15 protein-coding genes and 1 tRNA gene are annotated in these 19,042 nt (G+C 43.0%); 2 read left to right on the top strand and 14 right to left on the bottom strand.

Features of this window, described 5'->3' with window-relative positions:
* From AB5542_RS15950 to AB5542_RS15980, 7 genes are all read right to left on the bottom strand, one after another.
* The coding region (locus tag AB5542_RS15950) for a SusC/RagA family TonB-linked outer membrane protein (RefSeq protein WP_368243208.1) at nt 1–2,337 on the bottom strand (2,337 nt) is incomplete at its 3' end.
* A gap of 73 nt (nt 2,338–2,410) precedes the next feature.
* Nucleotides 2,411–3,613, bottom strand: coding sequence for a FecR family protein (locus tag AB5542_RS15955; protein ID WP_288215207.1), 1,203 nt, complete (start codon nt 3,611–3,613; stop codon nt 2,411–2,413).
* Nucleotides 3,614–3,678: 65 nt separating this feature from the next.
* Nucleotides 3,679–4,218 carry an RNA polymerase sigma factor gene (locus AB5542_RS15960; RefSeq protein WP_270542831.1) on the bottom strand — a complete coding sequence of 180 codons (540 nt, stop codon included), beginning with the start codon at nt 4,216–4,218 and terminating at the stop codon, nt 3,679–3,681.
* Nucleotides 4,219–4,379: 161 nt separating this feature from the next.
* Entirely contained in the window at nt 4,380–5,300 is a 921-nt protein-coding gene (locus AB5542_RS15965; protein WP_288215208.1) for a carboxypeptidase-like regulatory domain-containing protein, read from the bottom strand.
* Nucleotides 5,278–5,931 carry a radical SAM protein gene (locus AB5542_RS15970; RefSeq protein WP_288215209.1) on the bottom strand — a complete coding sequence of 218 codons (654 nt, stop codon included), beginning with the start codon at nt 5,929–5,931 and terminating at the stop codon, nt 5,278–5,280. The genes AB5542_RS15965 and AB5542_RS15970 overlap by 23 nt, the downstream gene beginning before the upstream one ends.
* Before the next feature lie 8 nt (nt 5,932–5,939).
* On the bottom strand, nt 5,940–7,151 hold the full coding sequence (locus tag AB5542_RS15975; RefSeq protein ID WP_288215210.1) for an alpha/beta hydrolase: 1,212 nt from the start codon (nt 7,149–7,151) through the stop codon (nt 5,940–5,942).
* 234 nt (nt 7,152–7,385) lie between these two features.
* Nucleotides 7,386–10,115 (bottom strand): WD40 repeat domain-containing protein, encoded by a 2,730-nt coding sequence (locus AB5542_RS15980; protein ID WP_288215211.1) that lies wholly within the window; start codon nt 10,113–10,115, stop codon nt 7,386–7,388.
* A gap of 165 nt (nt 10,116–10,280) precedes the next feature.
* On the opposite strand from AB5542_RS15980, the gene hydE reads away from it, so the two are divergent.
* Nucleotides 10,281–11,342: a [FeFe] hydrogenase H-cluster radical SAM maturase HydE gene (gene hydE / locus AB5542_RS15985; RefSeq protein ID WP_288215212.1), complete on the top strand. Its 1,062-nt coding sequence runs from the start codon at nt 10,281–10,283 to the stop codon at nt 11,340–11,342.
* Nucleotides 11,343–11,364: 22 nt separating this feature from the next.
* Here hydE and AB5542_RS15990 read toward each other — a convergent pair whose 3' ends face one another.
* The 4 genes from AB5542_RS15990 to recF form a co-directional block, all read right to left on the bottom strand.
* Complete coding sequence (locus tag AB5542_RS15990; RefSeq protein ID WP_087421729.1) at nt 11,365–12,024, bottom strand: LysE family translocator; 660 nt, start codon at nt 12,022–12,024, stop codon at nt 11,365–11,367.
* 17 nt (nt 12,025–12,041) lie between these two features.
* Nucleotides 12,042–13,838: a lysophospholipid acyltransferase family protein gene (locus AB5542_RS15995; RefSeq protein WP_087421728.1), complete on the bottom strand. Its 1,797-nt coding sequence runs from the start codon at nt 13,836–13,838 to the stop codon at nt 12,042–12,044.
* 26 nt (nt 13,839–13,864) lie between these two features.
* Nucleotides 13,865–14,155, bottom strand: a complete 291-nt coding sequence (locus tag AB5542_RS16000; protein WP_229128248.1) for a DUF721 domain-containing protein — start codon at nt 14,153–14,155, stop codon at nt 13,865–13,867.
* Between the two features lie 193 nt (nt 14,156–14,348).
* The gene (recF, locus tag AB5542_RS16005) at nt 14,349–15,449 is read right to left on the bottom strand and encodes a DNA replication/repair protein RecF (RefSeq protein WP_288215213.1); all 1,101 of its coding nucleotides are present in this window, start codon (nt 15,447–15,449) and stop codon (nt 14,349–14,351) included.
* A gap of 218 nt (nt 15,450–15,667) precedes the next feature.
* On the opposite strand from recF, the gene AB5542_RS16010 reads away from it, so the two are divergent.
* Nucleotides 15,668–16,354 carry a tetratricopeptide repeat protein gene (locus AB5542_RS16010; protein ID WP_087421725.1) on the top strand — a complete coding sequence of 229 codons (687 nt, stop codon included), beginning with the start codon at nt 15,668–15,670 and terminating at the stop codon, nt 16,352–16,354.
* Nucleotides 16,355–16,716: 362 nt separating this feature from the next.
* On the opposite strand, the gene tig is transcribed toward AB5542_RS16010, so the two are convergent.
* The 3 genes from tig to lptB form a co-directional block, all read right to left on the bottom strand.
* Nucleotides 16,717–18,069, bottom strand: a complete 1,353-nt coding sequence (gene tig / locus AB5542_RS16015) for a trigger factor (RefSeq protein ID WP_087421724.1) — start codon at nt 18,067–18,069, stop codon at nt 16,717–16,719.
* A 76-nt stretch (nt 18,070–18,145) separates the two neighbouring features.
* Nucleotides 18,146–18,227: transfer RNA gene (locus tag AB5542_RS16020), tRNA-Leu, on the bottom strand.
* A gap of 64 nt (nt 18,228–18,291) precedes the next feature.
* Nucleotides 18,292–19,023 carry an LPS export ABC transporter ATP-binding protein gene (gene lptB / locus AB5542_RS16025; protein ID WP_087421723.1) on the bottom strand — a complete coding sequence of 244 codons (732 nt, stop codon included), beginning with the start codon at nt 19,021–19,023 and terminating at the stop codon, nt 18,292–18,294.
* Nucleotides 19,024–19,042 lie beyond the last annotated feature (19 nt).

Genomic DNA, 19,042 nt, shown 5'->3' on the forward strand with positions numbered 1-19,042 from the left:
GTCTTGACCAAAACGGTTGGAAGCATCCCCGCGAACACTCATATTGAATGCATAACGGTTGTCAAACATATATGAAGTAGCCACATAGTAAGACAAATTATTATCTTGAGCGTCCCTAATCGAAGGGGCGACACGGTACAAATCACTCACACTTTTTATATCCCCCTTGTCATCTAACCAAAATGGAGGAACATTTACCACCACTTTCCCACGATCCGGCATATACCCATAAGCCTTATTAGAATACCCGGTAGATCTAGCCGAACGCATTTCCTGTCCGATGGCTAAAGAAACGGCATGTAACCCATTAAACACTTTAACAAAATCCAATTGATTCCTCCAAGTAAAACTGGTTGATTTACTATTAGAGACATTCAACTCACCCCCATGAGGCAAGACCGATCTTTGATATTCCATATCTCCAGGAACAAATTCTTCAAAATTGAATTTTCTTATATTGGCAATATAATTAGATTGCTCCGTATAGTAACTTTCCCCTTCTGATGAAGAAAAAGCATACCCCATAGTAGTTGTGAACGACAAATGATCTATAATCTGCCAACGTAAATTTATACTGGCATTAATATTCGACAAAGTATTCTTGTTACTGCTATTCTGTAATTCGTTTACCACGTTAAACAAGTAACCGTTATCAGCATGCTGATAAAAGAACAACTCTCCATCCTCTGTCGTATTAGGAATTGCCCGGTTCATTGTTGAAGCATACGTGAATGGGTCAGCTCCTAAAAAAGCATTAGTCTCGGATATGCTACCGGCCAAAGAGATTCCTAAAGTAATATTTTCCCACAAATGCGTACCCACACTGATATTACCCGTATATTGCGTCTGATCATTTCCTTTTGCCGTATTATTCGTTTGGTTTACACCCAAACTGGCATGGTAGGTCGCTGATTCATTTCCACCGGAAATACTAACATTGTGGTTGTGACTGATTGCATCTCTAAACAAAATCTTAAACCAGTCTGTATTGTTTTTCTCTAACTGCTTTGCTTCTGCAGTAAAAGTTTCCAAACTGATTTCCCGGTTACGATACGCTTTTGCCAAGGCTGCATAACCGATATTTTGAGTTCCCAACAACGGAATGTTAGTTTCATACGCTTCACGAGAAACCTCCACACGTTGCTTAGAATTCATCAACTCCATTTTATTATAATTCAACCGGGGAGAGTAAGAAATATTACCCGAATAGCTTACTGCCATACGTCCCGTTTTACCTTTTTTCGTCGTGATCACAATCACACCATTGGCAGCCTTTACTCCGTAGATTGCAGTCGAAACGGCATCTTTCAACACAGTGATTGATTCAATGTCATTCGGGTTCAACCAAGAAATCGCCCCACCAACGAAATCCCGAATCATATCCATATTATCTTGATTCAAATTGTTGAAATCATTCGTTGAGAAAGGTAACGGATCTTCTTGGATGATACCGTCAACCACCCATACTGGCTCTGCATTTCCTAACAGAGTAGAGGTTCCCCGAACACGCACCCGCTGACGTTTTCCTGTCAAACCACTCGTATTCAACACCATCATTCCCGGGACCTTTCCCTGTAATGCCTGTTCCAAGGTTGCACCACCACCAAACTCCAAGTCATCCATATTCACCTTACTGTAAGCACCAGCCATCGATTTCTCTTTTAACACTTGATAACCGGTCACCACAACCTCTTCCAAAGCCTCAACATCCTCTTCCAGTACAACACGTAACGTATCCGAAGTTTCAGAGAAATGAACCTGCTTATTCTTAAAGCCCACGAAAGAAAACTCTAAGATACCCTTTTTTAAAGTCATTGGCATAGTAAACCAACCGTTAACGTTTGTAGCTGTTCCCACAGAAGTCCCTACCACTTTAACCGTTACACCCGGCAAGGCCTGTTTTTTGGTATCATGCACCCATCCTTTGATAACCTTAACCTTGTCCTCGTCTTTTACTTTTACCATTTCCAGCTGAGGAGTTGCCTTGATCAAGATCACGTTATCTTCCAACCGCCAAGTCAGTCCAGTTCCTTGAAGTAATTGATTCATCACCTCTTCAACCCCGGCATTTTTCACCTTCAAGTCCTTCTTTCCACATTTCTCCAGATCTTCACCTTTAAACAAGAAACGATAATCAAAAACTTGACGTAACTCCGAGATAATCTCTGATACTGAACGCTGTTTTATATCCAACGTTACCCTTGTTTGTTGAGAAAAGACATTGGCATTTACAACAAATGTCGTCAATAGTAATAAATAGATCCCCAATCTCATAACCTTCAAAAATTTTAACACATACTTTCCCCAAAGGAATGCATACATTCGCTTTTTTTTCATAGATTTGTAGAATTAAATTTATAATATGGACCATGTTCATATGAAACGGAAAGGGGTAGGAGCCTTTCCGTTTTTATTTAGCCCCAATAACTATGCTGTTACCATTTATATTTATTTTCACACCCGCGACTTCTTCAATCATCTTCACGATTTTCTCAAAATTATCATACTTTTTCAAATCACCCGTGAATCGGCAATTCTTCACCTCTTCCCTTGCATAAAAGACCTCGATCTCGTACCACCGTTTCAACTGCTCCATAATCTGCTCCAATCGTTGATTTTCAAAACAAAAATTACCATCTTTCCAAGCCGAATAAACAGAAGCATTCACTTCCCGAAGAAGGGAGGTATGTCTTTTTTTGTCAAACACCAATTGTTCATTCGGTACTATCCGAATCGATTCTCCCCCCACTGTCACCTCCACACTCCCCTCGGCCAGCGTCGTTGTCACATCTGCATCGTCCTCGTATGCCGACACGTTAAATCTCGTACCCAGTACCTTCACCTCTACATCCGAAAGAGTTCTCACAATAAAAGGTTTTTCTTCATTCGAGGTCACCTCAAAATATCCTTCGCCCTTTAAATAGACCACTCGTTGATTCCCTATAAACTGAACCGGATAGCGTAACTCGCTTTGAGCATTTAACCAGACACGCGTACCATCTGCCAACTCCACCTTAAACTCTCCCCCACGGGGAACAACAAGCCGGTTATACGTTTGTTCCCGAACACGTTCCCGTTCGTTTTTATACGAAATCATTTGATCAGAAACTTGAATATCCACGGAAGGTTCCTCTGAAACAGAACCCAATGAATCCTGCAACGTCACCTTCTCCCCGTTCGACAAAACCAACACGGCATATCCTTGGGCCATCTGGATCGGCGTGTTCATCACATCTTGTTTGGCAACCCGCCAATGAATGCCCCCCGCAATACCGAGTAATAAAATAAATACGGCAACATAACGCCACCAACTTATGGAGCGCCGGGATACTTTTGCTCTACGTTGATGGAACATCATCAATTGGCACTCCACCTGTTCCCCGGAATAGGGCCATGTTCTCGGCTGGGTTATTAATTCGTCTTTTATATCTTGGAATATAGTCTTATGTTCGTCCGATTCCTGTAGCCAAGCTTCCAATTCCTGTCTCCCGGTTTCATCCATACACCCGGCAATATCTTCCGCCACACGACGAGAAATCTTGAATGTGTTGAATAAAGCCTCTTGTTCAGACGCCTCAAACTTTTGCGCTTTATCTTGTTCCACCTTTTTCATGTAATACATTTTACTAGTAAAGACGCAACCCCTCAAAAAACGGGTGAATGGGACACTAAAAAATATCAGAATTCTTCTAATAAAATCAACAACAAGATCAAATACTCCTTAGACAACATCTCTCGAAGAGCTGAATATCCATTCTTTTTCAACGTTTTAACGGTATTTATCGACACACCTAACAACTCTCCGACTTCCACGTTAGAATTTCCCTCCATCCCCAACAAAATCACCTGGCGTGTCTGTTCCGGCAAGCGGTCTATGGCAGAATAAAGGATACGGGAAGTCTCTTGACGCATCACTTCCTGCAAAAAGGTAGAAGAAATCGATTCTTCCTCCTGAGAATATTGAGACTGATAATTATCTTCGGCTTGTTTACGCCTCAGACGATCAAAACAAAGGTTACGGGCCGATATATACAAAAAAGCTTTCGCATTTTCCTCCGTCTCAAACTCCTTCCACCGCTCGAACACTTTCAAGAAAACATCTTGAGCCAAATCGGTCACGTCCTCTCGATCCTTCATAACCCGTTCTATAAACAAACAGATCGGATTTAAAAAGGATTTAAAAAAAGAGTCAAAATCATGTCCACCACCTACTTCCATGTATAATAAATCTTTTATCCGAACAAATATATGATTTATTATCGAATTTCACACCTTTATTAACAATTTCATGTATCACAAAATAATAAGCATCATATCGCCTACAATGCTCAATATTTAAAAGCCCCAAAAGTTCAAAATGCGACTTTTTAGGCTGGTTATTAAAGAAATGCCTCACCATTCCCTGTATTACACTCTGCTTGTTTCAGTACAACCCGAAGATCTAAAGCATTCTTTTTTTTAATTCTCATCTTCTGTGCTTGATACCCCTCCTTGAAGAACCAAAGCCGCCGACGTCTCTTCAAACAAAACTCGAATGTTCCTCCATCTATTGTTGTACACTCTGGGAAATTTTTCCCTTTTCGTTTACGATAAATCACAACTCCCGATAAAGGTTCTCCATTCTCATCCTCGACACAACCTTCAACTCGAAACCAACCTTGGGGTACCAAAATATTATCCCCTTTAGCGAAAGTTGTCATCATTCCTGTCATGACAAAATGTTTCGTGCTATTAAAATAGCAATTTACCCCCACCTCATCCAGTGCGAAAATCCCCTGACTCAACACAACCCTTAGGTTGGACACTCCCCCCCTTGGAACCCAGACTTCTTTGCTTTCATACCCGATAAACGAGACCCGTAACGGTAACACACCAGATACTCTCAAAGAGAAATACCCGTCTTGATTACTACACGTTCCCATTGTCATCCCCTTTTCCACGATATGTGCATTCGCCAATGGATTTCCCACACTATCCACCACTCTTCCTCGTACAAGAATCTCTCCCACACCTAAACAGACCGTATCCTGTTCAACAGCCACTTCCTCCCCCATAGTATATGCCGCAGTAGGAACTCCCATCAAGCCTATCGATATTCCCATCAACGAAACAACCTTTCCTGCCAAACGCCTGTGTTCCAAAGCCTGTGTCAGATAACGAACTTCTGCCTCACACTTGGGACAAGTTCCCAAACAATCGCCTTTATACTGGCACTCTGAAACAACATACTCGATATCATTCGCCCGGGCAACTTGCTTGCGAATCTCTTTCAGTATTTTACAAGTTTGTTTCCCTTGCATCATAACACGAATTTATCTTATACGTGAAAAGATCAAAATACTTTATCCCCATCATCTCCAATTGCCTGCAACTTTTCTCCCGGTCTTTATCGGTATTATAACCGGGAATAAGAGGTACACGCACAAGCATATCCTCCCCTCGGCCTCGTTCCACCAACAAACGAAGATTGCAAACAACGGCCTCGTTATCTCTACCCGTATATTGCTTATAAATATCCGGGTTCATATCCTTGATATCAATAATAAAACGATCGACAACTGGGAGTAATCGTTCTATATGCTCCTGCTCCACGTTCAAAGACGTCTCCACTGTCAGCAACCATTCTTTCCCGCAAAGTTCCCGGAATCTCCCAATAAATTCACTCTGCAAACACGGTTCCCCTCCCCCAAAAGTCACCCCTCCTCCGGTAGCCAAAAAATAAAGCTCGTCCACCTTAACCTCTTCGTACAATGTCCTGCAATCATATCGTTTCCAGTACCTCCCATTGTTCAACGATTGTGGATTCAAGCAATACCTACAATGCAACGGGCAGCCATGAAACGCCACCAACGTAGAAACCCCTTGCCCATCTGTTTGTAAGCGATGACGAGCTATTCCTATAACTTTTGGAGAAACTTCTGCGCACCTCATTTTCAAGGTTATATTTCCACATCCACGTACCCGCTAAACATCAATTCCCGGTCTCCCCTTTCCTGCAAAGTTTTTGCCAAGCATCCCATCGTTCTCTCCACCTTTCCCTCAAACAAAATCCTTCCTTGATAAGTAACCTTTACCGACTTATCCATATTCACCATCTTATCATTCAGATAAACTCTTAATTTCGGATAATCACTCTTCACGATTTTCACTTCATTTCCGGCAAGTTCCGCCACCACGGTCATTCCCGGACGAGCATCTGCCGGATTTACTCCCAACCAATACATGGACGGACGAACCACCTCTTCCTGACGCCAGACAATCTCTTTCGGCAAAGCATTTCTTTTGTATTTAGCCATCCACGCAATTGCTGCCGTATCTGCCCGATCCATCCAATGCCCCTTGCCTTTCACAATATGCGTTTCGTGTATATACCCTTCCGGCTCCACTTGCTGTAAAGAATCCAACACGTTCCCTTTCGCTACCGCCAACTTATTCCGGTCGTATGCCCCGTCATTTTCTCCCATCCAGATCATAAAAGGAACGTGACGCAAATTCACCTGCGAAGCTTCTCCCGGATGCCCGGCCATCATCGAGGCTGCCGCCCAGCGATCGGCCATACGGGGTGCCATTCTCCACACACCATCTCCACCGGCAGAATACCCCAACAGATATACCTTATCCGGATTCACCCCCATCTCCACGATAGCCGTTTGAATCAACGCCTCGAAGAACTCGTCCAATCCCGGTTTAAACCACATATTCCAATCATCCCAAGGCGCCCTCGGGGCTACATAAACTCCTTCCGCCGGCTCGTACAAACGAATCTGATTCTGCCATTGCTGGGTGTTTAATGCCTCCGGAGCATTACCCCCTCCATGCATGGATATGTACAGGCAACGCCCATCCGCCGGTTTCTCACCAAATACCCGGTAATCAAACTTCATCTGTAACCCCTCCCGGTTAAAAGTTTTCAATCCCCAAGAACGATGATATTTCTCTTTAATCTCTTTTTCCCATGCCTCAACCAGTACAATCCAGGCATCCCGGGCCCCTGTTGCTGTCAATTTTTTCTTGGCAAACCCTTGCCCCGCCACACTTTCCAACTTATTTTTTTCCAAATAGTTTCTCAACTTTCCCACGTTTTGTGCAAAGGCACTACCAGCAATCAATGTCACCCAAAATAAAGCTAACCCGAATTTTATCATTTTCATACAATAACGCTTATATACATTTTTTCTATTGCAAGTTTACCATTAATTTCAAAAAAAAGCAAAAAAACAACAATATCCATGTAACGCCATGTTAGCGAAACAGATACTCTTACATCTATTCGTTATCCATCCGATATACACCCCTTCTTGGGAACGAAGAACTATCGAAGAGGCATCTCGCCCTTAACGAACAGGTACAAGCGTTGGTAAAAAGTTGGTAAAGAACAAACACGACTATCGCAAAACCCGATATTTCAACAAATGCGTCCCGTCACTCCCTGCGAACAAATAAAATCCTGCATTTCCCTTATCCCCGAAAGCGATCGAAAACGGGGAATTTCCACGTATAGGAAAACCTTTGGAAACATCTTTCATATCCAACAAGAAAAGACGTTCCCCTTTACCATCCATAACCCCAATTCTCGAATCCCGGGCCGAGAAACGATAAACATACGGGAAACTCAGCTCGGCATTTTCCCAGCATTTCTCCAACAGCAATTTACCTTGAACATCATACACACAAAGCATATCTTTCCGAGAATAAACAAACTCATCCTGCCCGTCACTATTAATATCTTCCACGTTGAGTATTCCGCCACCGACCATTTTCTCTCCCTTGACCCGCTCGACACGGCCCCGAAAATCAACCAGCACGATCTCCCCGTTAATATCCGAGAAAGCGATCTTCATCTGGCCATCCTGCCTCGTCAGGTACAAAGGCGTGTTACCGGATAAATTCAACAGGGTAGACACCTTCACCCGTTCTTTTCCCTTACGATCCAAGATATACAAGCGATACTGGTCTGCATACACAAGATAATCCTTTCCATCCACCCGGAAATGATAGATTTTAGATACAATATCATTGTCACTCTTTGGCACATCCCAACCTTTCACGAAATTACCCGACAACTCGTACAAATAGACGTGATGATCCACCCCGGGAGCAAATACCCGATAATTCTTGTTATTCTCGTAATCAGCCACAGAAATTCCCTGTTCGCAAGGAGACTTGAACGCTAGCGGGAAGCGAGGTAAATAATTACCATTACGATCAATCAAATAAAGATGGCTTGGCGTAGAAAACAAATATTGTAACTTCCCGTTTTTAAATATATCTACTTGATAAACCTCACTATTGATCTTCCCCTCGATCGGCAATTTCCACAAGATACGTCCCACGTCATTAATCAAGTAAATCGTGTTTCCCTCGTCCTGCACGAAAAGTTCACGTTCTCCCGTGTTATGATTCACCACGATTGCCGGTTTCATACTCATTCTGGCATCCAATCGTGTCTGCCACATGATCTGAGCCTGTTTCTGCTCCACCTCTTCCGTACTTAAAAACAACGTGTGATACAGCATATCACCCTCACACACCCATTGTAACCCGAGAGAAGAAAATACCTCCATTCCCTCTTTATTCCTCTCTAACAACTCACGCAAAGTCCCTTTAGTCACCTGTTCGTAATAAGGTAACATCGAAACCATCTCGGACAAATACATCCAGTTAAACTTCGAGGACAATTTCGTTCTCAACTTCTGGTACCATTCCTGCTCTCTCACGCTCAAACGACGCATATAATCACTCGCAAACGCTTGAAGACCTCTTTCAGAAGAAGCAAACACCACGTAATTATCCTCCACCAACACATAATTCGTTGCTATTCCTCCCAACACGTATCCCCACATCACGCCGGCAAAATCGGGAACAGGCATCTTAAAGTAACTCACTTTTTTATCTTTATCCAAAGCAAATGAACGATATAACGAAGTTTCAGAAGTCCCGGACTTCGAGGCATACGTTTTCAACATCTTTTCCAGTAATCCTCTAGCTAGGCTCCCGGCTTTCACGTGAACCACCACGATCCCTTCCTCCTGTTTCCGGCTCGCGTCATAAGAAAGCGTCCCTTTTCCCCATTCACCTTTCAACAAAGCCTGCCACTCTTCCTCCAATTTATCCCCGAAAAGACGGGCAAACTCCTGTTTTCTTTTCCGAACATTCTCGATCTGTTCCGCCCCATAACGATAAGTCTCAAGAGATGCCAGATAATTCTTCACGTCATTCAGAGCCAGAATACTAACACTTTTCACATTGGCAGGCATCACGGCATCCAGTTTGGAATCCTGGGGAAGTTGTCCCTTAAACGCAACGGGGAAAGCGGCTTTCAACCCGTCATAATGCACAAAACCGTTAAAACTGACGCCACTCGGTTTTATTTCACCATCTAACGCCCCCCACTTGAACCACTTGGCAATGTTCGTCTGTTTAGCAATAAAATCCTTCTGTAATAACAAAGGAAGTAGATCGGAGAAACAAGTCGTGTTCAAGAACACGTTCAGACCGGCTCCCGCGGAGAAATAACGATTCACGTTTTTAAAACGAGGAGCCCCGTCTTTCTCATCTTCACCGGGATTACTCAACTGGTTCACGGCATCCTCCACATATAGCTCGGAGTTAGAAACCAGCACCATACCACCGACAACAGCGTAACACACCTCATCCTTTCCCCGACTTGCCAAGTATATCTTCTGGTTATTATATTTTCGCTCTTTCACCTGCACCCCGGCAAACATTTTTTGCAAAAAAGCATGTACATCCCCTCTGGAAAACAAGCCACTCCGGTTTAACACGTACAAAAACCGAATCGTTTGTTTTCCCTCCACCCGAATCGCCATCACGTAGGAAGAAGTATCTACCTGAGACACCTGTTTCAACGTATCCACCACCCGACACAACATACTTTCCCGGAACGTCTTGATCTCCCGGTCAAAAGCAATAGCAATTTTCGATGACAAATTTGCGTTCGCATTCACATTAACCACAACAGCTGAATTATAGGGAATAAACGATTCCTTCGGAACATCAACCTCCCGTTCCCGCTCGTTCACCCACCATAGCGCAAATCCTATTCCTCCGAGAAGGACAACTCCAAAAACGATTAATGCAATTTTCTTCACCATTTTAGTCAGTTTATAAAGTTCATAAGGTACATAAAGTTTATAAAGTACTTTACGAACCTTATAACTTTATAAACCTTATAAACGAAAAAAAGCTTCGCTTTTTTTCATTGGAACAAATTTAGTAAAATCGAGCCTTTTTCCTACTTTTGTAAAAAGGAAAATCGCATGAAAAAAATATATACGCTGCCGGAACTGGAAAATATGCTGACTTGTCGGGGAGAAGAAGAAAACCGGCTTTACTCGGAATCGAAAAGAATAAAGAACAAAACCATCGGTAACAACGTCTACCTCCGGGGATTAATTGAAATCTCCAACATCTGTACCAAAGACTGTTTTTATTGCGGCATCCGGAAATCCAACACGGAAACAGCCCGATATGCACTTTCGGACAAGGAAATTCTTGATGCTGCAGACTTCGCCTATACACATCATTTCGGTTCCATCGTGTTACAGGGTGGCGAACGTTCCGATAAAGCATTTGTAGATCGAATTACCCGTTTATTGCAAGAAATCAAAAAGAACAGTAACAACGAGCTAGGCGTCACCCTTTCGCTGGGAGAACAAACGGAAGACTCTTACAAGCGCTGGAAAGATGCCGGGGCACATCGTTATTTGTTGCGCATCGAAACATCCAATCCCGAATTATACGCCAAGATTCACCCGAACAACCCGCTCCATTCTCACACTACCCGGTTGAGATGCCTGGAAAGCCTGCAACGCTGCGGGTATCAGACAGGAACCGGAGTGATGATCGGATTGCCTTTTCAAACAATCACCGATCTGGCAAATGACTTACTATTCCTACAATCCATGGACATCGATATGGTAGGCATGGGGCCTTACCTGGAACACCATGCCACCCCCTTGTACGAGTATCGTCATCTACTCCTTTCCCTCCAGGAAAGACTGCGTCTGTCCATTCACATGGTCGCCGCCCTCCGGATTCTCATGCCGGACATTAACATCGCTGCCACCACGGCCCTCCAGGCCATTGAACCTGCCGGGAGAGAAAAAGCACTGGAAATCGGGGCAAACGTGGTGATGCCAAACATCACTCCCACAACGAACCGCACCCTTTATAAACTTTACGAGAATAAACCAGGGACCCACGAGGGTGCCGCGGAATCCATGCGCAAACTGGAAGAAAGTATCCTGAAAAGCGGCTGTAAAGTAGCCTACGGGGTCTGGGGAGACTCCCGGCATTTTCAATCAAGAACGGAAAATTAAATTCAAAATCCGAACTGGGTAATCAATGAATCACCAGATTTTTAAAAGGAGCGAAAGCAGCTAAAATAACCAGCGCACCCAAAATCGTGATAACTAATCCGGAAACTCGGTTAATCGTGATTAACACGCGTAACCGGAACTTCTTACGAAAGATATTTACCAAAGTCGAGAGCGTGTACCACCACACGCCACCGCCTAACAACACCCCGATCACCACCAACAACTCCCCCAGCATAGAAGAAGATTCCCCGAAAACGGACATTCCGGCAAAAACAGCCATAAAAACGACCACCGTGATCGGATTGGAAACCGTCAAGAAAAACAATGAAAGATAATCTCCCAACAACCCGGTCTTACTCACCCGGCCCTGACGTCGTTGACGGATCTGGCGAATCGGGTTATCAAAATAGATTTTTAACCCGATACACAGAAGAAAAATCCCACCGATAATTTGTAATAATAGCTCATGAGTCTGCACGGTATTTATCACGTATCCCAACCCGAATGCCGCCACCGAAGCGTAAAAGAAATCCGCAGAGGCAGCTCCCATTCCGGCAATAAAACCTGATAGCGCACCCTTATGCAAGGTTTTCTGGATAATTAATACACCCATCGGACCTAATGGTATTGACACCATTAAACCAACCAACATTCCCTTGAAAAGATACAAAATATCGTACATGCTATTCTATCGGAAATTTACAGTTCCACACTATCCGAGGAAAATCGACTCAATATCGTGTCATCATTTATCTCTTTTGACAACGACTCGATCGTCTTCATCGGCACGTCAAAAATATCTAAAATAAGTAAACCATCCAAGCACATATTAAACTTAGGATCGATATTAAAACCGATAATCTTGGCATTCAACGAAATATATTTCTTCAGTAAGACCGGTAACTTATCACTCGATGGCTCGATATCCCCGATCATCTTGTCTAGCACGGATATATCCTTTTGGGCAGCATCCAACATTACTTGTACCCCGGGTTCTTCTGAATGTACTTGATACTTGGAACGAGGGATCACATATTTCGCCAGTTCATGACTATAATGATTTTCTTGGATAAAACGCATAATCAGCTCCTTCGATACTTCCGTGTACTTTCCGCTGATAGTCACCGGACCGATCAGATAACGATACTCAGGGTTCTTCAATAAGAAATAAAGAATACCTTTCCACAACATGAACAAGGGGAGCGGTTTACGCTGGTACTCCTCCGTAATAAAAGAACGTCCCAGCTCGATCGACTCGTACAACACGGGTAACATCTCTTTCCGCATCTTAAACAACGAATTGATATAAAATCCCTTCATCCCGTAACGGTCAACAATCTCCTTTCCTTTCCCCACGCGATAAGCCCCGACAATTTTCTCCTCTTCCCGGTCCCAAATAAACAGGTGATAGTAATAAAGATCATATTCATCCAAGTCAATACTACGATTCGTACCTTCACCCACCGCACGGAAAGTAACTTCCCGCAAACGCCCGATCTCGTTCAACACGTTCGGAATCTTCACTGAAGGAGAACAATATATATCGTAATTTTTCATGTTAAACAACAAGTAATCTTCAGCGATACCCTCGATTTCTTTCTTTAATACCGCACTCTCTGTCTCTGCTGCAACCGGTTCTGCTTTAGGCATTGCTTTTTGTGATTTAATAAAAAACTTCTTTACTTCTAACGCAGATCCCAACAAATAGGTTTTCGCCCGCAAAAATTTGCCATACTGGGCTATATCGTGGAAAGTATTCTGAGTTTCCACGCTGATCGGATTCCCGATTCTTAACTTCACCACCCGGTTTTTCTTATTCAATAACTCGGAAGGCAATTTAATCGTTTTCAATACCGGGTGAATCATTCCCAGCAAATAAAACAACAAACTGTTAGACCCTTTAAAATAAATCGGGATGACCGGCACTTTCGCCATCTTCACCAGCTTCAACACCGAAGAATCCCACTCCTTATCTTCCACGTGATTCGAATCAGCCTGATAAGAAGAAACCTCCCCGGCAGGGAATATCCCCAAAGGTTTTCCGTCAATGACATGACGTATTGCCTCTTTAATCACTCGCATATTCGAATCCTTCTTGCTCTCCTCCGGGTCCAACCCCAAGATATAATCCTGTAACGGAACTATTTTCTTCAAAAGGAAATTAGACATGATCTTGTAATCCGGACGCAACTTACACAGCAAACGCACCAGCACGATACCATCCAATCCCCCGAACGGGTGATTGGAAACCGTGATAAAAGTACCCTCTTTGGGAATCTTCTCCAAATCTTCCTTGCTCACGTCGATCGTCACTCCCAGAGCCTCAATCAAACTATCCAAAAGAACTTCCGGATCGTCATCATTCACCTTCACGTTCAACTTATCCAGTTTATGCAACCGCAAAATATACATCACCAACTTGGATACCAGACTTTCCCGAAACCGGTTCAACCCATGAGAGCCAAGCAAAAAATCATTCGTATCAATTAATTTCATCTATATCCTTATTAAATGTTCCATCCCTAGAACACCACAATATCTTTCACAACATGATCCCCGACCCGGTCATTCAAGGCTTTTATTAGTCCCTCTTTCACCATCAGAATCTCGTTCTTTACCACAGAAGAAGTGAAACTCACGAACACTTTTCCTTCTGAAATCCGTAAACTTTTCGTCCGGGAAGCAATCATTCCCCCCACGACATCCGGCCAAACCTGGCACACCTCCCTCTCTTTGAACTGACGGGATAAGCCCATCTGCTCCAAGTAAAGATTTACCAGTTCATCCATTGTCAACGTCTTACCCTGCTTCAAAATATTCCTATTTATTATGATTTTACAATTAAATTCGTTCTACAAAAATACGATTTTCTAAACAACCCCAACTATTTTAGATTTTAAATTTTAGATTCCACTAAATTTAGTGATTTATAATTTACGATTAGGTGATTCTTTCTCACCAACTAACACATTTTAATCATGGAATCATAGGATCGTAAATTATAAATCACAAATCCATCACTTCACCTCTCTCCACATGAAATATCTTGTATTCCATGGCATGTTGTTGCAAAATTTCGTCAATATGTTCACGATTGGTATCTGTAACAAAAACCTGACCAAAGTCCGTGCTTGAAACAATTTGAATGATTTGGCTTACCCGGTCAGCATCCAGCTTATCAAAAATATCATCCAACAGTAACAATGGCTTCACCCCCTTCTGTTTCACCAAGTAAGCAAACTGTGCCAACTTCAACGCTGTCAGGAAACTCTTCTTCTGTCCTTGGGAACCCAATTTTTTCACGAGATACCCTTCTAGGCTCAAGTTTAAATCATCCCGATGCACACCCACTGTCGTATAAGTCAATATCCGGTCCCGCTCGAAACTACCACGTAATGAAGTCGGGAAATCATCATCCTTTATAGTCGTCGAATATTCCAACATAACCTTTTCCCTTCCCAACGAAACCCGGTCGTAATACACCTGAAACATCCCCTCCAACTCGGACACAAAAGCCCTACGCCGTTCAAGAATGACACGTCCGCTGTCCGCAAGTTGTTCGTCCCACACGGACAACATATCCGCATCAATGGATCGCCCCGCATATTCCTTCAAAAAACTGTTTCGCTGCATCAACACCCGGTTATAGCGGATCAACAATTGCAGGTACTCCTTATCACACTGGCTGATCACCCCGTCAATAAAACGTCTTCTCTCCTCGCTGGCACCATCAATCAACACCACGTCCGCAGGTGAAATAATAACTAACGGTAACAACCCGATATGATCAGAAAGCCGGGTATAAGCCTTTTTATTCTTTTTAAAAATCTTCTTCTGCCCCCGCTTCACCCCGCAGTACACGTCAATCTCCTCCTCCCCGTAATCATATTGCCCTTCAATCACGAAAAAAGCCTCCCCGTGACGTATATTCTGCACATCAGGCAAATTGAAATAGCTTTTACACATAGACAACTGGTACACGGCATCCAGAACATTAGTCTTCCCCACACCGTTATTCCCGATAAAACAATTAAACCGGGGACTACACGTGACACTCGCCTCGGCGATATTCTTATAGTTGACAATATTCAAGTTCTTTAAAATCATTCACTTCAACTGTTAGTGGTTACAAGCAACAAGTTCCAACGCAGACGTGAAACAGATGACCAAAAGTAAGGAAAAGAAGGATATAATCCGCCAGACAGATAATTTTTTGCATAAAATTTCGTGGAGCCCCTTTTGGTATCAAAAAAAAAATTAATTTTGCACGTTGACAAGCGATACGTCTAGGAATAAGAAAAGTAAATAACAAAAAACATATAAACATGTCAAAAGAGAAACAGAAACGTGCGGATGGCTTTGAACAAATTGAAGAAGCCACGATTTCGACCGAACAATTTATCGAGAAAAATCAAAAATTATTGGTAAGAGGTGTACTCGTTATTATCATCGTGGTAGGTGCAATCTTGGGATATTATAGATTCTACAAGGCCCCGATGGAACAAGAAGCGCTGAAACAAATGTTTGTTGCCGAGAATCTTTTTGAAAAAGATTCTTTCAACATGGCTCTTAACGGTGATGGAAACGCTCCCGGTTTCTTGGAGATCATTGACAAATACAGCTCTACTCCCAGCGGAAACTTAGCTAACTATTATGCGGGAATCTGCTATTTACACTTGGGAGACAACCAAAATGCCATCAAACACTTGGAAAAATTTTCTTCTGATGATGTAATTTTCTCCAGTATGGTAACGGCAAATTTGGGTGACGCTTATATGCAGTTAGGCGATTTCAAAAAAGCTTCCAGCTATTATCAAAAAGCAACTACCGGAACGACCAATATGGCTACAACCCCGGTGATCATGATGAAAGCCGGACTTGCTTTCGAAAAAGCAAACGACTACAAAAGTGCGTTGAACATGTACGAAAGATTGGAAAAAGAATTCCCCGCTTCATACGAAGCCCGTGACATCGAAAAGTACATCACTCGTGCCAAATTGAACATGAAATAAGAATCTTGAATTACTGATATAAAGCTATCCTTGAAGGATAGCTTTTTTTATGTCCATTTCTTATTTCCCAACCGATTTTCCGCTTTCCCATATTTCAAGTAACTCGCATATATATTACTGGTAAGTTACACCGGTGTCTCGTTAATATATCAATCAAACATCAGTAAAAACACGACAAAGAATCAACTGTAAACATCGATAACCTTTCGTTAACCTTTCGTTGACCTATCGTTAACCTCTTACCGAAACTATAGTGGAACTATAGCGAAAGTACGGAGCATCACAGGAACATTTCCGACAAACTTTCAGGTAAAAAAATAACCCCGCCTCAACGAGACGGGGTCACCATTATATGGTCTTAATTACTTTTCGAACAATTTGCCGAAATCGTCCATGGATATTTCTTGTTCTTCCAGTTTCACGCCCTCCTTAATAACACTGAAAATCTTATTTTCCAATGCACGGTCGTAAAGACTGGCACGTTGTTTCTCATTCTCAAGCAAACGAACGGCAAAACCATCCAATTGCTCGTCAGATAAACCGTACAATCCGTATTGTTGTAATTGAGCGGCGGCAACTTCACGCCCAACAGCCTTCATATCTTCGTCTTCAACTTTTATACTATTTTCCTTGATCATATCCCCCTTGATCAACTGCCATTTGAATTCATCCCGGTAAGAATCGAAATCTTTATCGACAGCCTCTTGGGTCAATTCTTTATTGGTAGCCAACATCCAGCGTTTCAAGAATGTCTCCGGAAGAACCACATCCTCGTTTTTCTTCAACATCTTGTCACGAGCGTCTACCGTCAAACGGTACTCGCTATGAGCTTTGAACTGTTTAGCCAAGTCTTCTTTCACGCGGGCACGGAACTCCTCAACGCTCTTCACATTACCTTCCCCGTAAACTTTATCAAATAAAGCCTGATTTACTTCTGCCTCAACGTAACGTTTGATCTCGCTGATGATAAAACAGAAATCAGAAGTAATATGCTCGGCTTCTTCCTTGCTTACTTGTAACAAAGCGGCATAATCCGTTTTATTCGGATAAGCTTTTGACGGATTGAAAATCACCTCGTTTCCAGCCTGCTTACCGGTAAAGATTTTCACCTGCTCTTCATCTTTCATGTGTTCTACAGATAAAGAGGCATCCTCAACATGAATTCCACCTTCTTTCGGTTTTCCATCTTCTCCCAACTCGATCAACTCACCCTTCACGTATTCTGATCCCTCAATCGTGTCAACCGGGGTCAATTCGCCATTACTCTTGCAGATGCTTTCAATCTGTTTGTCTATCATTTCATCATCCACCTTGATGATGTAATAAGGAACTTTCTCTCTTTTGCTTAACTTCACGTTCATCGCGGGAGACAAAGCAATATCATAAACGAACTCAAAACTTTCCTCGTCCAGATTCAACTCTTTCTGTTCCGTTTCACTCGGAAGTGGTTCACCCAAGATATTCAAATCGTTCTCTTGGATATAATTAGACAAACTCTCTCCGATCAACTTGTTGATCTCCTCAATCAAAACGGCTTTACCGTACATTTTCTTGATAATCCCGAAAGGAGTCTTTCCTTTCCGGAAACCATCAATCACCGCTCTCTTCTGGTAATCTTTCAACGCGTCGCTCACGCGAGTTGCGTAATCATCCTTATCCAATTGAATCTTAATGGTTGCATTAAGATCGTCGATTTGGTTCTTTGTTACATTCATACTTCTCTATGATAATACAATAATTGATAAAACAAACAAAAAGGCCACCTCATTGTAAGGCGGCCATCTCTTCAAGTGCGGGCGAAGGGACTCGAACCCCCACGCCTTGCGGCACTAGATCCTAAGTCTAGTGCGTCTACCAGTTTCGCCACGCCCGCTTGCTATTTTGACGGTGCAAATATATTGCTTTTTCGTGAAAAGCAAAACGATTTGACCGTTTTTTTATTTTTTCCTGCGTAATTCAAAGTTTTTTCCCAGATAAACCCTTCTAACTTCCGGATCATTAGCCAAATCCTCCGCAGAGCCGGATTGTAAAATCCGCCCGTCATACAACAAATAAGCCCGATCGGTGATACATAATGTCTCCTGCACGTTGTGATCCGTGATCAGAATCCCGATATTTTTCTCCTTCAACTTGATCACGATACTCTGGATATCCTCCACGGCAATCGGGTCCACACCGGCAAAAGGTTCGTCCAACAGGATAAACTTCGGGGCAATCGACAAAGCCCGCGCAATCTCCGTACGCCGACGCTCACCTCCCGATAATTGAATTCCCTTGCTCTTGCGAATATGCTGTAAACCGAACTCATCCAACATCTCCTCCAAGCGGTGACGCTGGTAATCCTTCGGTAAATTACTCATCTCCAAAACGGCCTTAATATTATCCTCCACACTCAACTGCCGGAACACGGAAGCTTCCTGGGCAAGATACCCCACTCCAAGCTGGGCTCGACGATACACGGGTTCCGTCGTGATCTCCGTGTCATCCAAGAAAATACGTCCCCCATTCGGTTTAATCAATCCCACTATCATATAAAATGACGTGGTCTTTCCTGCCCCGTTCGGTCCCAATAACCCGACGATCTCCCCTTGTTCCACGTTCACGGAAACTCCTTTTACCACCGTACGGCTCTTGTATTTTTTTACTAAGTCCTCAGCTCTTAATTTCATATCTTACTATTTTACCGCG

Source organism: Butyricimonas sp. RTP31003st1_G1_RTP31003_210430 (assembly GCF_040920905.1).
In the GTDB taxonomy this organism is placed as follows: domain Bacteria; phylum Bacteroidota; class Bacteroidia; order Bacteroidales; family Marinifilaceae; genus Butyricimonas; species Butyricimonas paravirosa.